The organism is Fulvimarina fulva (assembly GCF_039652615.1).
Lineage (GTDB): Bacteria > Pseudomonadota > Alphaproteobacteria > Rhizobiales > Rhizobiaceae > Fulvimarina.
The window spans coordinates 22,613-39,612 of record NZ_JBDJAC010000006.1 but is presented as its reverse complement, the minus strand read 5'-3'; the positions used below and the strand labels follow the sequence as shown (position 1 = coordinate 39,612).

The window sequence follows — 17,000 nt, the reverse complement described above, 5'->3', positions numbered from 1 at the left end:
GTTCAGGATGCGGATGGGTCACCATTCCCTTGCATCCTGAAATGAACTTCCTTTCCCCACCCCCACCGGACATTCGCGATGAAACTCACATCCTATTGGCTGGACACCTCGAAGCCCTTTTCGGGCGCGGCCATGGGGCCGCTCGAGGAGACCTATGACGTCGCGGTGATCGGCGGCGGCCTGACGGGATCCTCGGCCGCGCTGACGCTCGCCAGGAAGGGTGCCCGCGTCGTCCTTCTCGAAGCCGAGACGATCGGCAACGCCGCCTCGGGCCGCAATGGCGGCATGTGCAACAACGGCTTTGCCCAGGATTACGGCGTCATGTCCGAGCGTCTCGGGCGCGAAGCCGCCGACACGCTCTATCGGGCCTTCGACCTCGGCGTCGACACGGTGGAACGACTGATCAAGGAAGAGGGCATCGACTGCAATTTCGCCCGGGTCGGCAAGCTGAAGCTGGCGGCCAAGCCCGAGCATTACGACAAGCTCGCCCGGGCTCAGGAGCTGCTGGCCGCCCATGTGGATCCCGATACCGAAATGGTCACGCGGGCCGATCTTCCGGGCGAAGTCGGGTCCGAGCGCTATTATGGCGGCCTGATCTATCGCAAGAGCGCCACGATCCATATCGGCCGTTTCGTGCGCGGCCTCGCCGAGGCCGCCGCGCGCCACGGCGCCGCGATTTTCGAGCACACGCCCATGACCGGCCTGAAGCGCGCGCCGGGCGGCGGTCACATCGTTCAGACCCCGCGCGGTGAGACGCGCGTGCGCCAGGTGCTTCTGGCGAGCGGCATCTCCCACACCGGCCGCCCGCTCTCCTGGGTGCGCCGGCGCATCGTGCCGGTGGGCGCCTTTCTGATCGTCACCGAGCCGCTGCCGGTCGAAATGCTGGACAGGATGGTGCCGCGCCGGCGCAACTGCGTCGATACAAAGAACCTCGTCAACTATTTCCGCACGACGCCCGACAACCGGCTTCTCTTCGGCGGCCGGGCGCGCTTTGCCGTCTCCAATCCAGCCTCCGACCAGAAGAGCGGCGCCATCCTGCGCGCCTCGCTGAACGAGGTCTTCCCCGAATTGCGCGACGCCCGCATCGATTACTGCTGGGGCGGCATGGTCGACATGACGCGGGACCGCCTGCCACGGGCCGGCGAGCGCGACGGCATCTATTATTCCATGGGCTACAGCGGCCACGGCACCCAGATGTCGACGCTCATGGGCACGATCATGGCCGACGTCATGGACGGGCAGGCCGAGGCGAACCCCTGGAAGAACTTCGACTGGCCCGCCATTCCCGGCCATTTCGGCAAGCCCTGGTTCCTGCCCGTGGTCGGCGCCTATTACCGCATCAAGGATCGCCTGCAATGACCGACCCCATCCAGCATCTGAAAGAAGCCGGCCATCTCGATCGGTTCTTCATCGACGGGGGCTGGCGCGCGCCGAAAGGCCGCGAAAAAGCCCCGGTCGTCGATCCGGCGACGGAAGCGGTCGTGGCACAAGTGCCCCTCGGCAACGCAGCCGATGTCGACGATGCGGTGCTGACGGCAAGGCGCGCCTTTCCGGCTTGGTCCGGGACGCCCGCCCAGGAACGCGCGGCCTGTCTCGGCCGCATCCATGCGCTGATCCTCGAACGGCTCGACCTGATCGCCCATGCGCTGATGGCCGAGATGGGCGCGCCCCTCACCTATGCCCGCCAGACCCAGGTGCCGCTCGCGGCCGAACATATCCGCGTCGCGCGCGACAATCTCGCCGGTTTTCCCTTCGTGTCGAAGCGCGGCACGACCGCGATCATGAAGGAGCCGATCGGCGTCTGCGCGCTGATCACGCCCTGGAACTGGCCGCTCTACCAGATCACCGCCAAGGTCGGCCCGGCGCTGGCAGCCGGCTGCACGGTGGTCCTCAAGCCGAGCGAGCTTTCCCCCTTGAGCGCGCTTCTCTTCGCCGAGATCGTCGAGGAGGCCGGCTGCCCGCCGGGCGTCTTCAACCTCGTCAACGGCTCCGGCCCTGTCGTCGGCGAGGCGCTGGCCGCCCATGACGATGTGGACATGGTCTCCATCACCGGCTCGACCCGGGCGGGTGTCCTCGTCGCGCAAGCCGCCGCCCCGACGGTCAAGCGCGTTGCGCAAGAGCTCGGCGGCAAGTCGCCCAACATCGTCCTGCCCGACGCCGATCTTGACCGCTGCGTGCCGCTCGGCGTAGCCGCCGCCATGCGCAATCTCGGCCAGTCCTGCAGTGCGCCGACGCGCATGCTCGTGCCACGCGCCCGGCTCGCCGCGGTCGAGGCGCTGGCTCGGACGGCGGTTGCGGAGTTTGTGGTCGGCGCGCCGACCGACGAGGCGACGACCCACGGCGCCATCGCCAACCGGGCGCAATATGAGCGCGTCCAGACCATGATCGAAAAGGGCCTCGCCGAGGGCGCCAGCCTCGTCATCGGCGGCCCGGGCCGTCCCAACGGGCTGACGGCGGGCTTCTTCGCCCGGCCGACGGTCTTCTCCGATGTCCGCAGCGACATGGCGATCGCAAGGGAAGAGATCTTCGGGCCCGTGCTCGCTATCCTGCCCTATGACACGGTGGAGGAGGCGATCGCGATCGCCAATGACACGGTCTACGGTCTCGGCGCCCATGTGCATGGCACGGATATGGACGAGGTGCGCCGCGTCGCTTCGCAGATCCGCGCCGGCCAGGTCCATCTCAACGCCCCGGCCTGGGACCCGCAGGCGCCCTTCGGCGGTTACAAGCGCTCCGGCAACGGGCGCGAATACGGGCCCGAGGGCATGGAGGAATATCTCGAAACCAAGGCCGTCCTCGGCTTCTATTCCAGCCCTGCCTGAAGAGAACCGTCCGATGGACACGTTCATATCGGAAGAAGAGACCCGACGGCTCATCTCGAACGAGGCGGCCTTTGCGCGAGTGGCGGAAGCCCTGATCGCCGCGTCCTCCAGCAATGCTCAGGTCTTTCCTGCCGTCATCGCCAGAGCCTCCGAACCGCAGAACTTGCTCTCGCTGAAATCCGGCTCAACGGCGGACCTCGCTGGTCTCAAGGTCGGCTCGTTTTGGCGTGTCGCAACTTCGATCCTGAGACAGGAAAGCCCCGACTTTGCGGGGATTTTCAGGCTTCGTTAACCTTTTGAAGCCCGAAGATTTGCGCGACGAGATCGTTCTGGCTGTGAACGGTCCACTCGCCCGCGAAGCCGAAGCCCTTCTTCAGCCATAGCATCGCCTCGAACTCCTTGATCGTTCGCCGGGCTGTGTTGAAAGATCGGAAGCCCCCGATCCGCGTCATAGCCTTCTTCACCCGGAAATGGTCGCTCTCGATCCCTTGCTGGAGGTGCTTGGTAACGGAGTGGACCGGATGGGGCGGAAGCAATCCGTCCTCGAACTGCCGGCCTTTGAAGTCGTCCGTCGACTGCCGCTTCAGCTCCTCGGCGACCGTGTTCAGGATCACGGCAAGGCTCTCCAGCAGTGAGCGCTCGAAAATTGACGAACACGGTCACCGAACCGTTAAGCCGCGAAAGTTTGCGACAGGGCCTCTTTTGCGACCGAAGCCCAAAGTTGCGACAGGCCTGGCCAAGTCTCCCCCGCTGACCGCTTGTTCGGGCATTTCTCCAACGATGTCATGAGTTGAGGGTTGCCGGCCTTGTCGGGTTCGGGTCGTGATTTCGCGTTGGTTCAAAGTCGCGAACCGATCCACGCGACACCCATACACGCTTGACATGGCGGCTCTATCGAGCCTTTATTCCCTATCGGGAATAAGAGAGCAATTGAGGAGGACCCCATGACAGCTCAGGCACGCGCAGAACTTCGTCCCGACACCGAAAAGGTCGTCACGCATGAACGCCTGATCGGCAAAGCCTCGCGATGGCGCAGACATGGAGAGCCGACCCTCGCGCGTTCCGGCCCCGGTATCGACGACGGCGTCTACGGCCCCGGCTCGCTCGCATGGGAGGTGCTGCTGCACCCGGCCACCATCGTCTTCCAGTCGGCGGCCCAGTTCATTCTGCAGCTGAGCTACAAGCCGGTGTTCGCCGGCGTTCGGGACAATGATCCCATTTCGAAAAAGGCGCGGGCGGGGACGCTGACCATGTTTGACGTCTTCGATCGCGGCCAGCGCAATTCCGGTATTCATGCCCCGATGTGGCTGGGCGACATGGACACGGCGAAGCGCGTGTCGGGTCACCTCATCCGCATTCACGAGAAGGTTCAGGGCGACGTCATCGACGTGGGGACGCCAGAACTCGGCGGCTACGCGGCGAACTCGCCGCGCGACTCGATGTGGGCGGCGCTGACCGAGATGCACACCATGTTGTGGGTCTACGAACGGCTCGGGTTCCACGGCTTCAAGCTACCGAAGCGCCTTCCGGACCATCTTCGCGACGCATATATGCGCGAGGTCAAGGCGTATTGCCGTCTCTTCCCCCATAAGGAAGAAGACCTGCCCGGTTCGATGGCAGAGCTGCGCGCTCTCTACGAGCGCGATGCCAAGCTGTTCGGCCTGACCAAGACCATCGCGACCATCCCGGCGACCGGCCAGAATTTTCTGGAGCTGTGGCACGACTCGGTAAAGAAGAACTATCATCCCTCGCAATTTCGGGTGCAGATCCAGCTCTTCTTCCAGGAAAAGCTGCTGAAGCTTCCGGCCTTGGCTGCGGTGTCCAGCAAGACCCGTCGCAATTCGGGCATTTCGCCTGCCAAGGAGAAGCGCATCCTTTTCGCCAAGACGCTGATGATGCCGATCATCTGGCTCGTGCAGCAAGGTCCGATCGAGCGCTATTTCATGCGCATGATGTGGGGGCCGGATTCGGTGAAGCTGATCCAGAACGCGCGCAAGCTCCATGCCGAGGCCAAGAAGCACGCTTCCGCAAAGGCTTTTGGCTGAGAGCGATCGGACCGAACTTGCGCAGGAGCGGCGCTCATATGGGCCGCCCCATGGTCTGCGACACTCGATTGTCTTCGCTCTCTCGGCGAAGACCGAAAGCAGAGAAGAAATTGATCCAAACTGGTTGTAGTCGAAATAGGGCGAGGATCTGCGCTTTGAGGTAAAAATTCCGCTTTTTCCAACGCAGATAGTGTTTCAGGAAAGCAATTTGTCTGGTTAATTTCTCGTCCTGCCGACTGACGATGCCTCCTCCTGAGAGCGATATGACGTCCAATCGTATCAACAGTCTCGGATTTCGAGCGCCCTGCATCAATGCGGCTGACAACATCGACCTTCGTCCAACGATCAGGACAAAATGCTGTATTGCATTGATTTGCAATGAAGTTCGAACTTCAAACTGTCTTTGCTCAAGAGCCTGTCCCCAAGTTCGTGGGTTGGTCCGCATTGCAGTTTGCTACTAACGATGCACCTGCCTTCCTCTCGGCAGAACAAAAACTCCCGTCCATCACTTTCGATCTGTGCCCATAAGATATTCTTCAATCATCTGCCTATGACTGTCTGATATACACGTAACCTGATCTCCAAGCGTCGAGCGACACCGTGACCATCAGCCGAAAACTATCGATCCTCATCGCGACATCCATCATTCTCACGATCATCGCGATGTTCCTTCAGCTCCATTCGCTGAACCGAACGATCTGGAACGATCGGCAACATCTGATTGTCGCGCAGGTCGAGAGCGCAGTTTCAATTATCGCTGGCTACAAGGCGGCCGTGGATGCTGGCGAATTGACGGTTTCGCAGGCGCAAGAACAGGCCAAGCAGACGCTGCGCTACGTCCGTTTCGCCGGCAATGACTATCTCACGGTCTTCAGCAAGGACGGCCAGCTTCTCATGCATCCGACTCTCGAAGGGGACGGAAAATCCACCTTCGGGACACTCGACTCCAATGGCACGGATTACACGAGGGACTTTGTCGACAAGGCCTATGACGGCGGTGGTTTCACCTCGTTCTTGCGCCCGCGTCTCGGAAGCGAGGCGGATTCGGAGAAACTGAATTACTCAGCGCTTTTCGCCCCCTGGGACTGGACGGTTTCCGCCGGGTTGTACTTCGACGACCTCGACGACCAGTTCTGGACCGAGGTCTATCAGACGCTTGCCTGGATCGCAGTCTTGCTGATCGCGCTCGTCGCCATCGCCTGGCCGCTCGCGCGGTCCATCTCACAGCCGATCAACCGGATGACGGCGGCCATGCGTCACCTCGCCGATGGCGATCAGTCCGTGGAAGTACCAGCCCAGGGCCGCAAGGACGAGATCGGAGCAATGGCGGCAGCGGTTCAGGTCTTCAAGGAACAGGCGATCGAGCGGAAGCGGCTGGAGCATGAAGCCGAGGCCTCCCGCGCTTCCCAGAGTGAGATGAAGCAGCGTCAGGCTGATTTGGAACACGCCAAGGCCGAAGACCTCCGTGCCTTCATGGGCGTGGTCGATGCGAGCTTCGATCGACTGTCCTCGGGGGATCTGACCGTCCGAATGACCGCAACCGTTGCGACGGAATTCGAGCCGATCAAGGCGAAGTTCAACGCCTCGGTGGAAGAACTCGAACAGGCGATCGGTCAGGTCGTCGGCACCATCGGAACGATCCGCACCGGCCTCGTCGAAATCACAGACGCCTCCAACGATCTCTCCCGGCGCACCGAGCAGCAGGCGGCGAGCCTGGAAGAGACCGTGGCAGCGCTCGGCGAAGTGACGACCGGCGTCAATCAGACAGCCGAAGGCGCTGCCGAGGCTCAGAAAGTGGCAACCTCAGCGCGTCAAAAGGCCACGAATGGCGGCGAGGTCGTCGCTTATGCAGTCTCTGCCATGGGGGAGATCGAGAAGTCGTCCCGCCAGATCAATCAGATCATCTCGGTGATCGACGAGATCGCATTTCAGACCAACCTTCTGGCACTCAATGCCGGGGTCGAGGCGGCCCGAGCCGGCGAGGCGGGCAAGGGCTTTGCGGTCGTCGCACAGGAGGTCCGGGGTCTGGCCCAGCGTTCGGCCGAGGCGGCGAAGGAAATCAAGGCATTGATTTCGACTTCTGCCGAGCACGTCGGGCGCGGCGTCGAACTGGTCACGGAGTCGGGGCGCTCTCTGGAGGAAATCGTCGCCGAGGTGACGGCAATGGCCGATATCGTCAGCAAGATCGCCGGCTCGGCCCGCGAGCAGGCGACGAGTTTGCGCGAGGTGTCGGGAGCGGCCGACCAGATGGACAAGGTTACCCAGCAGAACGCCGCGATGGTCGAAGAATCGACGGCTGCGGCGCAAAGCCTGCAGTCAGAGACCGACGGCCTTGCCGAGACGGTCACCCGCTTCAAGACCAGCCAGGTGGCGAGGACCGCGACGGCCAGCACGGCGCCGCGAACCGTGGACCGCCCAACGCCAAAAGCACAGGCCGCTGCGAGACCCGTGCCGCAAATCCGCACCACTGGCGCCGGAAGCGCCGCCCGCGCCCCCGCGCCGTCCGAAGACAGCTGGGAAGAGTTCTGATCCAGGCCCGGGGCTCGCAGCTCCAGGATTGGAGCTGCGAGCCCCGGCAACTATTGGCGGTGATCGCGGATATGGGGGCTGCACCAGAGAACGGTGCGTATGGATGGGGAATACGCACAACCACGTTCCATGGGAAACCAATTCAGAGGGGGCAAACGACAGCGGGAGAGCCGATTTCGTGGATCGGCTCTCCCGCTGTCGTTTCTTCTTGCGCATCGGATCAATCGAAAATCGGAGACAGTTTTCGATCCGATACTCTTGTTCTCGTTGAGCTCGACGTGCCCCGCTCACCGCATCTGGAGGATGATCGGATCGCTGCTGGCAGGATCGGTATCCTCGCGAAGCTTCTGAACGTCCTCGACCGTGACCGCGCCGCCGTCATTGCCCCAGCTGCTGCGCACGTATGTGAGAACGTCGGCGATCTCTTGGTCGCTCAGCTGATTGCGATAGGGCGGCATGCGGTAGGAATCGGGAATGCCGTTGCTCACCACACGGGCCGATCCATTCAGCGTCACGTTGACTTGGGATTGATGGAACTCGGCAAGCGATGCGCTCGATCCGGCGAGCGGGGGAATCCACTGGTTCTGCCCCTTGCCATCGACGCCATGACAGAAGCCGCATTTCTCCAGATAGACCTCCGCGCCCGGTTTTCCACTCTGGCTGGCCGCAGCTGCCGTCAGGATCGCGCTGGGCTGATACGTCCATGCAGCCTCTTTCCCGTCTGCCTTTCCGGGCAGCGACTTCAGGTAATGGGCCATGGCCTTCAAGTCGTCCTCGCTGAGAAATTGTGTCGAGTTGTTGTAGGCATCGGCCATCGAGCCGAAGACGACGGCATGCTGGTTGCGACCGTCCTTGAGGAAGGCGAAGATATCGTCCTCGCTCCAGCGGCCGAGACCCGTATTGTGATCCTGGCGCAGGCTCGGTGCATACCATCCATCGAGGAGAGCGCCCGATAGGAATTGCGGATCGCTCTCGTCGAAGCCCTTTTCGTTGAAGACCAGGCCGCGCGGCGTATGGCAGGTGCCACAATGGCCCGCGCCCTGAACGAGATAGGCGCCACGGTTCCATTGCTCGTCTTCTTCGGACTTGGCGACATAGGTCCCGCCGTCGGTGAAGACGAGGTTCCAGAATGCCAGCGGCCACCGCATGTCGAGCGGCCATTCGATCGTGCTGTCCTTGTTCGGCTTGTCGCTTGCCTCAACGGCCGTCGTGAAGAAGGCATAGAGCGCCTCCACGTCGCCATCCGTCATCTTTTTGTAGGACGGATAGGGCATCGCCGGGTAGAGGCGGCGACCACCCGGCGCTACACCGTGACGAACGGCCCGGTCGAAATCGGCGAGCGTGTAGGCGCCGATCCCATGCTCGGCATTCGGCGTGATGTTGGTGGCGAAGATCGAGCCCAGCGGCGTGCCCATTTCAAGACCACCGGAGAAGGGCACTTCACCAGGAAAGCTGTGACAGGCCACACAGTCGGCCTGGCGGGCCACATATTCACCTCGCGCAACCAGCTCGTCGGCCGAAACCTCCGTGACCTGCTGGCCATCGAAGGGCGAAGCTGGAAGCCGGGTTGCAAACCAGATCGTGGCGCCGGCAAGAAGCACGACGATGGCGAGGATGGGAAGCCAGAGTTTTTTCACGGGCAGAACGTCCTGTCGAAGGGCATAGGGCGCCGGTCGGCCGTACAGGTGCCGGCGCTGCAAGTTTTTAAAAGGGGCAAGGGGTCATCCCGCGTCAGGCGAGGATGAACCCTTGGACAGTTCCGCTCAGCTCTGGAACGAATAGCTCGACAACGGCATGCGGCGGACGCGCTGGCCCGTCAGTGTCGAGACGGCATTGGCGACAGCGGGCGGCACCGCGGGAAGTCCCGGTTCCCCAATGCCACCCATCGGCGCACCGCTTTCGACAATCTTCACATGCACGCGCGGCATGCGATCGGGCGGCAAGATCGGGTAGAGATCATAGTTGCGGGCAACCGGCTCACCCTTCTCGTAAACCGTTTCCTCAAGCAGAAGCTCGGACAGTCCGAGTGCCGTCGCCGACTGGACCTGCGCCTCGATGATCGCCGGGTTGACGATGCTGCCCGGATCGATGGCTTCCCAGACGTCGTGCACGACCACCTCGCCATTCGCGATCGAGACTTCCGCGATCGCCGCCGTATGGCTGCCGAAGGGTGAGGCCATGGCGACACCGCGAGCGCGGGTGCTTCCATCTTCTGCGGTGAAGGGGCCGCGCTTCCAGCCGCCGGAGAGGTCTTCGACCGCCTTAAGCAGCGTGGTCAGGCGTTCGTTGCCTTCGAGCAGCTTGAGACGCATCTCGAACGGATCCTGGCCGCCCTTGTCGGCGAGCTCATCGAGGAAGGACTCGTAGAGGAAGTCGTTCATCGAGTGCCCCACCGAGCGCCAATAGGCCAGCATGGTCGGGTTTTCGACGTAGATCTGAGCGATGCGCCTGTTGGGGATCGCATAGGCCTTGCCGGTCAGTCCCTCGACCGCCATCGGGTCGATCTTGTCCGGGTCGTGTCCGTAGATGGCTTCGGTCGGACCTTCGCAAGCGCTAATCGCCTCGATCGCGGCCGGTATTCCCGAAGCGTCGAGAGATCCGCGGAACCGCACGGCCGCCATCGGACGCAACGGATCACGCAGGAACTCCTCCTCGCGGCTCCAGATCAGCTTGATCGGACGCCCGGTCGCCTTGGCAAGCTGGATTGCCTGCGGATAAGGGTTGCCCGAAGGGTAGAGGAAGTGACGACCGAAGAAGCCGCCCAGGATCATGCTGTGAATCTTGATCTTTGAGGCGTCGAGCCCCGTCATCTTGGCGATCTGCCCCTGGAACTGTTCCGGCGCCTGGTTCGGCATCCAGACCTCGAGTGTTCCGTCGTCGTTGAAGCGGGCAAGCGCTGACGGCGGCTCCAGCTGGGCATGGTGGAGGTATTGGGTGTGATAGGTCGATGACACGACGTCCGAGGCGTTCTCAAGCGTGCCGCGGGCGTCGCCTTCGGCTTCGGCCTCCTTGCCCTCGCCCTCCTCGGAACTCAGCCGATCGAGGAAAGCCGTGGTGGAGAAGTCGGCGGGCATGTTGCGAATGCCCTCCATGACCGGCGTCTCGCCGGCTTCCGCCCAATCCACCATCAAGGCCTCGGCCGCGCGCTTGGCGTTCCACCAGCGTTCGGCGACGACGGCCACGGCACCGGGCAGAACATGCACCGAATGGACGCCGGACATCGCCTTGACGTCGCCTTCGTTGCGGATCGAACCAACGAACATGCCGAGCCGAGGCGCGTGCTGGACGGCGGCATGGAGCATGCCATCCACCTTGGCGTCGATGGCATAGACGGCCTTGCCCACCGACTTTTCGAAGACGTCGAGACGGGCCACGGGTTTGCGGATCCAGCGAAAATCCGCTGGATCGCGAAGGGTCAGGCTGTCGCCGTCGGGAACGGGAAGGTCGAGCGCTTCTCCCGCGAGATCGCCATAGGCGATGCGCTCGCTGCCTGCAGCGTGAACGACGAAACCGGGCTGGGTGGTCAGTTCATCAACGCCGACATTCAAGCGCGAAGCGGCCGCCTGGAGCAGCATGGCACGCGCCGAGGCACCGAGCTTGCGCATGGTCTCATAGCTGGAACGAACGGACATGCTGCCGCCGGTGATGCGCATCTTGCCGCCGACGACGAGATAGTCAGGGCCAGCCGGCGCATTTTCAACGATGAAGGCGGCCGGGTCCATGTCGAGCTCTTCGCCGACGATCTGGGCCATAGCCGTGAAGACCCCCTGCCCGCCTTCGACGAAGGGGCTCATGAGCCGGACAGTGTTGTCGGGACGAATCTCCAGAAATGCCGGCACGCGGGTGCCGGGCGCCATCTTGGCGGCATCCTGCGCCCTGGCCGTCTTGAGCGGCAGGCCGAAGCCCAGAACCACTGCGCCGGCTGCTGCGCCTGCGGAACCGAGCAAGAAGCTACGACGAGAAATGTTGACCGGCGAGCCTGTCGGCAGTTCCTCGTCGGCATTCAGCTTGTGAACGAGATCGTTCATAGCGTGTCCTCCTTCACGCCGGCCACATCGCGGACTGCCGCCTTGATGGCGTTGTAGGTTCCGCAGCGACAGAGATTGACCATCGCCGCAGCGATCTCGTCGTCCGTCGGTTTTTCCGTGTCCTTGAGGAGAGCAGTCGCCGCCATCACCTGGCCGGACTGGCAATAGCCGCACTGAGGCACCTGATGCTCGACCCAGGCGGCCACCACCTTCTGGCCGATCGGATCGTCCTCCATCGCCTCGATGGTCGTGATATTCTGACCTTCGACGCTATCGAGCGGCGTGACGCAGGACCGCATGATCTGGCCATCGACCAGCACGGAGCAGGCACCGCATTGGGCAAGGCCGCAACCGTATTTGGTGCCGGTCAGTCCGAGTTCATCGCGGATGACCCATAAAAGCGGTGTTTCTCCATCCGACGTCACCTCGTAAGGCCGATTGTTGATCTGGATCTTCATGGCTTTCTCCCAAGGGTTAGGAAAAACTGTCAGGCGTTGCGTGCATGCCTTTTCGAGATCGCGAGGCGGAAACCGAGTTATGCTCTCGACCAACGCTTTTGCTGAGGCCGATTTCGCGTCTGCGCGACATCGAGCGTCGGTTCAGGAGTCACAACAAACTTTGGGGCCCCGTGGACAAGCGACCGGGCATCGCCAAATTGCCTTTTATTCCCGTTCGGGAATAAGTAGGGTCGATGATGGCTTTTTGTCAATACGACGCTCAGCGCGAACTCAGCGGGCGCGCTTGCAAGCCAAGAGTGCTAGGAGCGAGTTCATGAGGTGGAAAAACATGGCAGGGCAGGCATGACGGCAGAAGGAAATCGTCGGCGAAGCGCTTCGCGGCGCGGGAGAGGCCCCGGGGAACGCGCTGGCCTGGACCTGCATCAGATCATCGCCGCGGCAAGGACACTTCCATTGGAGGATCTGTCGATGCAGTCCCTGGCCGACATGCTGAAGGTCGACCGTAAAGCGCTTCATTATCACGTGAAGAACCGGCAATCCCTCTTCGAACTGCTCGCGCATGATGAGTTCACCCGGCAACTGTCGGAGACTGCGGTCGCGACAGCGGCCGACTGGAAGGAGGGGTTCCGGATCTACGCGCGCGACCTGACGGCGAGCGCTGCCAATCTCGCCGAGTTGGTCGACTATCTCTGGTTCGGCGATGTGATGACCTGTCTGCCTCTGGAACCGGTCGAGATCCTCTTTGCCCAACTCAATGCCGCCGGGTTTACCGACGAGGAGGCTATCCGCCTCATGACCGCCCTTTCGACCCTTTGCCTCGGTCACGCCCGCGACCTTGCCCAGGCGCGCAAGGAGGATGCGCGAACGCGCTCGCGCCTTCTGCGATCTGCATTGAGTGAACAGCCCGTGTCGCGCTTTCCGAACCTCGAGCGGATATCAACCGCTAATGTCGATACCTATAGCGCGGAGCAACTGGCCTTCAGTGTCGAACTCATCCTGGACGGTGCGGACAGATTGAGCTTGGCGAAGGAGAACGCCATGCCGCCTTCCCCGCCCGGAAAATAGCGGCCCGTCCGTTTGCAAGAGCATGCCTGTCCAGCCCATCCGGGCTGAGGCAAACCGGCCTGAAGGGAGGCCGACATAACTCACACCAACGGCTATCGGTTTCGACCGGCCACCGTTGATATCTCGGCCTTTCCAATGAAAGCCGGTTCGGCGTCCGCGCCCGGACGATACCGCTTGGCAAGACGATCAGGCGTTTCCGGCGCCCCGATGTCCGCCTGAAACGCTCCACCAGAATCCCTCGACAATCGGCAGATCGATCGAAGCGTAGAGCCCTTCGCTGGTGCGCTGCAGCATTTTATCGCTTGACAATCGGACAACAATGTCCACTTTAGGCGGACACATTTGTCCGGATCGATCATGTTGAAACTTCGCACCGATGCCGCCCAGAACCGGGCCGACATATTGACGGCGGCCGATACCGTCTTTGCAGAGCACGGGGTCACCGCGCCGCTCGACCTCGTCTGCAAACGGGCCGGCGTCGGGCGTGCAACGCTCTATCGAAACTTCCCCGATCGGCACTGCCTGCTTGTGGCCTTGCTGGACCGCTCGCTCGACGAAATGGAGGATAAGGCCAACGCGCTTGGAGATGGGGCAGATGCGTTCTTCGAACTTCTGCGCTTCCATTCCCAGAGGATCAGCGCCCGGGCTTCCCTGGTTGATTACTGGCGCGTCATCGATCGGGACAATCCGGAGATCAGCCGAGCCCGCCAACGCATTCAGGACATCCTGAAGCCGCATCTCGACAGGGCGGTGAGCGCTGGACACTGCCGCTCCGACATCACGCCTGACGACATCTCGCTGCTGATCAACATGCTTGGCGCTGCGCTGCGCGGGCGCACACCCGGCGAGCAGGCGAGACTTGGGGTCCGCGCTCTTGATCTGCTGATCGAGGGGCTGAAGCCACGGGCGGCCAGTCGATGAAACAGCCCGTCTACGTTGCCACACCGCCGAACTGGACCCCTGAAGAGCGGCCGATGCTGCCCGGCTCGCCTGCTTCGGTCTATCACCGTCCGCATGTCCGCGCCGCCTATGCCGCGGTGGGCGTTCTGGTCGGCGTCACGGGCGGCCTGAGCAATGCGCTCGTCGCCGCGAACCTGCCTCAGATCCAGGGACAACTGGGACTGACGCCGTCGCAGGGTGTGTGGTTGCCCGCCGCTTATGTGATGGTGAACGTCACCTCCAACCTTCTCCTGTTCAAGTTTCGTCAGCAGTTCGGCATCCGCCGGTTCGCCGAATGGGGAATCTTGGCCTATGTGCTGGTGACGTTTCTGCACGTGCTTGCCGACGACTACTCCACAGCGCTCTTCGCCCGCGCGGTCAGCGGCTTTGCCGCAGCGCCGATGACCTCACTCGGACTCTACTACATCCTCCAGGCCTTTCCGAAGGCGAAGCTCGGGTCGGGGCTTTGCATCGGGATCGCGCTTGCGCAATTCGCCGGCCCCCTCGCCTGGATGATCTCGCCCGCGCTTCTCGACATCGGGGACTGGCGCGGGCTCTATCTGTTCGAACTCGGGATGGCGCTCTGCACCATGGCGGCCGTCGTCGTGCTGAAGCTTCCGCCCGGCATACAGATCCGCGTGTTCGAGCCGCTCGACCTTCTCACTTTCTTATTGATCGCGCCTGCGGTGGCTCTCGTCGCCGCGGTCCTCGCTCAGGTGCGTATCCAATGGTGGCCCGACCATCCGTGGATGGCCTATGCGCTGATCGCCGCACTGCTCCTGTTTCTGATCGCCGGTTTCATCGAACATCAGCGCGAGACGCCTCTCATTCAGATCCGCTGGCTCGGCACGGCGGAGGTCTTTCGCTTTCTCCTGGGCGCGCTCGGAATCCGCCTTCTTCTTTCCGAACAGACCTATGCGGCCACGGGCCTGTTGCGCACGCTCGGCATGGGGCCGGACCAGCTTCAGCCGCTCTATCTGGTGATCATGCTGGGAACGGCCGTCGGCACCGGGCTGGCAGCCTGGTTGATCGATCCGAAGCGGCTGACATTCCTGGTGATCGCCTCCGTGGTTCTGATCATCGTTGGCAGCAGCATGGATCAGGCCGCGACAAGCCAGACCCGTCCGCATGACCTTTTCCTCAGCCAGTTCTTCGTGTCCTGTGCGGCCGGGATGTTCCTGGGCCCGCTGCTGATCAAGTCCATCATGCCTGTTCTGATGACGAGGGGCGCCGACTACATCGTCACCTTCATCGTCCTCTTCTCGATATCACAGAGCGTTGGAGGTCTGATGGGGCCGGCCCTCTTCGGGACCTTCCAGCAGTATCGCCAGCACGAATACTCCGCGCAGATCGTCGCCGATGTCGATCCGACGGATCCAGTCGTCGCCCAACGTTTGCAGCTCCAGGGACAAATCTACGGCCGTGTCGTCACGGACCCGGTGCTGCGTCAGGCGCAAGGGATCGCGCTTCTCTCCAAGACCGCGACCCGAGAAGCCAATGTCCGCGCCTATAACGACGTCGTCGTCCTCAACACACTCATAGCACTGGCTTTTCTCGCCTGGTCGCTTCTCCAGCCGCTGGTTGCAAGCTGGAAAGCCATGACCGCGGCTCGAGCGACGCCCGCCACGCAGGGAGCGCAATAATCGTCATGGACGCCATGAGCAGAAACCCCGACGCCAACCATTTCGACGACAGAAACGCCGAGGCGGAAGGCGACCGGAACCTCACACCAGGTGAAGACCCGAACACGCTCGCGACGGATGCCGCGCCGATAGAGGCCCGCACCGGACAGCCGAAGACGGCCGACGGCACGCCGCCGGCTTCCTCGCCAGCGCCCGCGCCGGAGGATTCAGCGCCACCGAAGAAGATCTATCCGAAGCTGTCCACGGTTCTCATCATGATGGTCGTCGCGCTCGTCGGCGTCTCCGTCATCCTCTACGCTTGGCGGCTCCCCCCTTTCGCCACGGCGGTCGTCAGGACGGACAACAGTTATGTGCGCGGCCAGATCACGGTTCTCGCGCCCCAGGTGAACGGCTATGTCACCGATGTTCTGGTGAACGACTACCAAAAGGTGAAAGCGGGAGAACCGCTCGTCGAGATCGACGATCGCATCTATCGCCAGCAGCTCGAGCAAGCAGAGGCGGGACGCGAGCAGGCACAGGCCCAACTCGCGAACGCCGAACAGACGATGGCGCAGAACCGGGCCGAGATCGAAGCGCGCGAGGCCGATCTGTTTCAGGCAAAGGCCGCACTCGAACAAGCGCAGGCAACCCGCAAGCGATCCGATGCCTTGGCAAGGAAGGGCTTGAATACGCGCGCCGAAGCCGGCGAGATCGAGGCGGCCTTACGCTCCGCCGAGGCCGGGGTCAGGCGGGCCGAGGCCTCCATCGACATCGCCAAGGAGACACTTCGCGCCACCGAGGTCTCGAAGAAGGGGCTGGCGGCGGCGGTCCGCACGGCCGAGGCCCAGGTGCACCTGGCGGAGATCAATCTGTCGAACACCGTCGTCCGCGCGCCCCGTGACGGCCAGATCGGGGAAGCGACGGTGCGGCCGGGGCAATATGTCTCTGCCGGCTCTCAATTGATGTTTCTCGTGCCCGACACGCTCTGGGTGGTGGCGAATTTCAAGGAAACGCAGACCCATTACGTTGCCGCGGGGCAGAAGGCCTCGTTCGCCGTGGACGCTCTCGGCGGGCGGCACTTCACCGGCACGGTCCTCGAACTCGCTCCCGCCACGGGCTCCGAGTTCAGCGTCTTAAGAGCCGACAATGCCAGTGGCAATTTCACCAAAGTGGTCCAGCGTGTTCCCGTCCGGATCGCGATCGACCCCGACCAGCCCGAATTGGAGCGCCTGCGCCCCGGACTTTCCGTCGAGACGCGTGTCGACACCAGCAATCTGGCGCCGGAAGAAACCGGCTGGTTGTCCCGCTTCCAACTCCCGGCGGCAATTCAGGAGTGGCTCGACTCATAGCTGGCGCCCCTTGCGAAAGTCCGGATTGATACCGGCGGACCTTTGAAACCATCGGTTTCATGGGTCGTCGGCAGCCCGAGCGGCGTTTGAGCCGTTTGCCGGGCGTGGATTGACCCAGCGGGTCAGTTCATTCGTCCGGCGGT

At 62.7% G+C, this 17,000-nt stretch carries 12 protein-coding genes and 1 pseudogene; 9 read left to right on the top strand and 4 right to left on the bottom strand.

Features of this window, described 5'->3' with window-relative positions:
- Positions 1–78: 78 nt before the first annotated feature.
- From ABDX79_RS10020 to ABDX79_RS10010, 3 genes are read left to right on the top strand one after another with little or no spacing between them, the layout of a single operon-like run.
- Complete coding sequence (locus ABDX79_RS10020; RefSeq protein ID WP_346220153.1) at positions 79–1,359, top strand: NAD(P)/FAD-dependent oxidoreductase; 1,281 nt, start codon at positions 79–81, stop codon at positions 1,357–1,359.
- Positions 1,356–2,822, top strand: coding sequence for an aldehyde dehydrogenase family protein (locus tag ABDX79_RS10015; RefSeq protein ID WP_346220152.1), 1,467 nt, complete (start codon positions 1,356–1,358; stop codon positions 2,820–2,822). The genes ABDX79_RS10020 and ABDX79_RS10015 overlap by 4 nt, the downstream gene beginning before the upstream one ends.
- A 13-nt stretch (positions 2,823–2,835) precedes the next feature.
- Positions 2,836–3,114: a hypothetical protein gene (locus tag ABDX79_RS10010; RefSeq protein ID WP_346220151.1), complete on the top strand. Its 279-nt coding sequence runs from the start codon at positions 2,836–2,838 to the stop codon at positions 3,112–3,114.
- Here ABDX79_RS10010 and ABDX79_RS10005 read toward each other — a convergent pair.
- Positions 3,101–3,367: pseudogene (locus ABDX79_RS10005) on the bottom strand (DDE-type integrase/transposase/recombinase); the annotation flags it as partial. The gene ABDX79_RS10010 and the pseudogene ABDX79_RS10005 overlap by 14 nt on opposite strands.
- A gap of 399 nt (positions 3,368–3,766) precedes the next feature.
- Between ABDX79_RS10005 and ABDX79_RS10000 the strand changes: the two are divergent.
- Positions 3,767–4,867 carry an oxygenase MpaB family protein gene (locus tag ABDX79_RS10000; protein ID WP_346220150.1) on the top strand — a complete coding sequence of 367 codons (1,101 nt, stop codon included), beginning with the start codon at positions 3,767–3,769 and terminating at the stop codon, positions 4,865–4,867.
- A 600-nt stretch (positions 4,868–5,467) separates the two neighbouring features.
- On the top strand, positions 5,468–7,396 hold the full coding sequence (locus tag ABDX79_RS09995; protein ID WP_346220149.1) for a methyl-accepting chemotaxis protein: 1,929 nt from the start codon (positions 5,468–5,470) through the stop codon (positions 7,394–7,396).
- Positions 7,397–7,683: 287 nt separating this feature from the next.
- Here the strand turns inward: ABDX79_RS09995 and ABDX79_RS09990 are convergent, their stop codons facing one another.
- The 3 genes from ABDX79_RS09990 to ABDX79_RS09980 form a co-directional block, all read right to left on the bottom strand.
- Positions 7,684–9,033 carry a c-type cytochrome gene (locus tag ABDX79_RS09990; protein WP_346220148.1) on the bottom strand — a complete coding sequence of 450 codons (1,350 nt, stop codon included), beginning with the start codon at positions 9,031–9,033 and terminating at the stop codon, positions 7,684–7,686.
- Positions 9,034–9,159: 126 nt separating this feature from the next.
- Positions 9,160–11,424, bottom strand: coding sequence for a xanthine dehydrogenase family protein molybdopterin-binding subunit (locus tag ABDX79_RS09985; protein ID WP_346220147.1), 2,265 nt, complete (start codon positions 11,422–11,424; stop codon positions 9,160–9,162).
- Entirely contained in the window at positions 11,421–11,882 is a 462-nt protein-coding gene (locus tag ABDX79_RS09980) for a (2Fe-2S)-binding protein (protein WP_346220146.1), read from the bottom strand. The genes ABDX79_RS09985 and ABDX79_RS09980 overlap by 4 nt, the downstream gene beginning before the upstream one ends.
- A 468-nt stretch (positions 11,883–12,350) precedes the next feature.
- On the opposite strand from ABDX79_RS09980, the gene ABDX79_RS09975 reads away from it, so the two are divergent.
- The 4 genes from ABDX79_RS09975 (at position 12,351) to ABDX79_RS09960 (ending at position 16,857) form a co-directional block, all read left to right on the top strand.
- Positions 12,351–12,947 carry a TetR/AcrR family transcriptional regulator C-terminal domain-containing protein gene (locus tag ABDX79_RS09975; RefSeq protein WP_346220145.1) on the top strand — a complete coding sequence of 199 codons (597 nt, stop codon included), beginning with the start codon at positions 12,351–12,353 and terminating at the stop codon, positions 12,945–12,947.
- 357 nt (positions 12,948–13,304) lie between these two features.
- The gene (locus ABDX79_RS09970; RefSeq protein WP_346220144.1) at positions 13,305–13,868 is read left to right on the top strand and encodes a TetR/AcrR family transcriptional regulator; all 564 of its coding nucleotides are present in this window, start codon (positions 13,305–13,307) and stop codon (positions 13,866–13,868) included.
- On the top strand, positions 13,865–15,529 hold the full coding sequence (locus tag ABDX79_RS09965; RefSeq protein WP_346220143.1) for an MFS transporter: 1,665 nt from the start codon (positions 13,865–13,867) through the stop codon (positions 15,527–15,529). Before ABDX79_RS09970 ends, ABDX79_RS09965 begins: the two co-directional genes overlap by 4 nt.
- 254 nt (positions 15,530–15,783) lie before the next feature.
- Positions 15,784–16,857: an HlyD family secretion protein gene (locus tag ABDX79_RS09960; RefSeq protein WP_346220312.1), complete on the top strand. Its 1,074-nt coding sequence runs from the start codon at positions 15,784–15,786 to the stop codon at positions 16,855–16,857.
- Positions 16,858–17,000 lie beyond the last annotated feature (143 nt).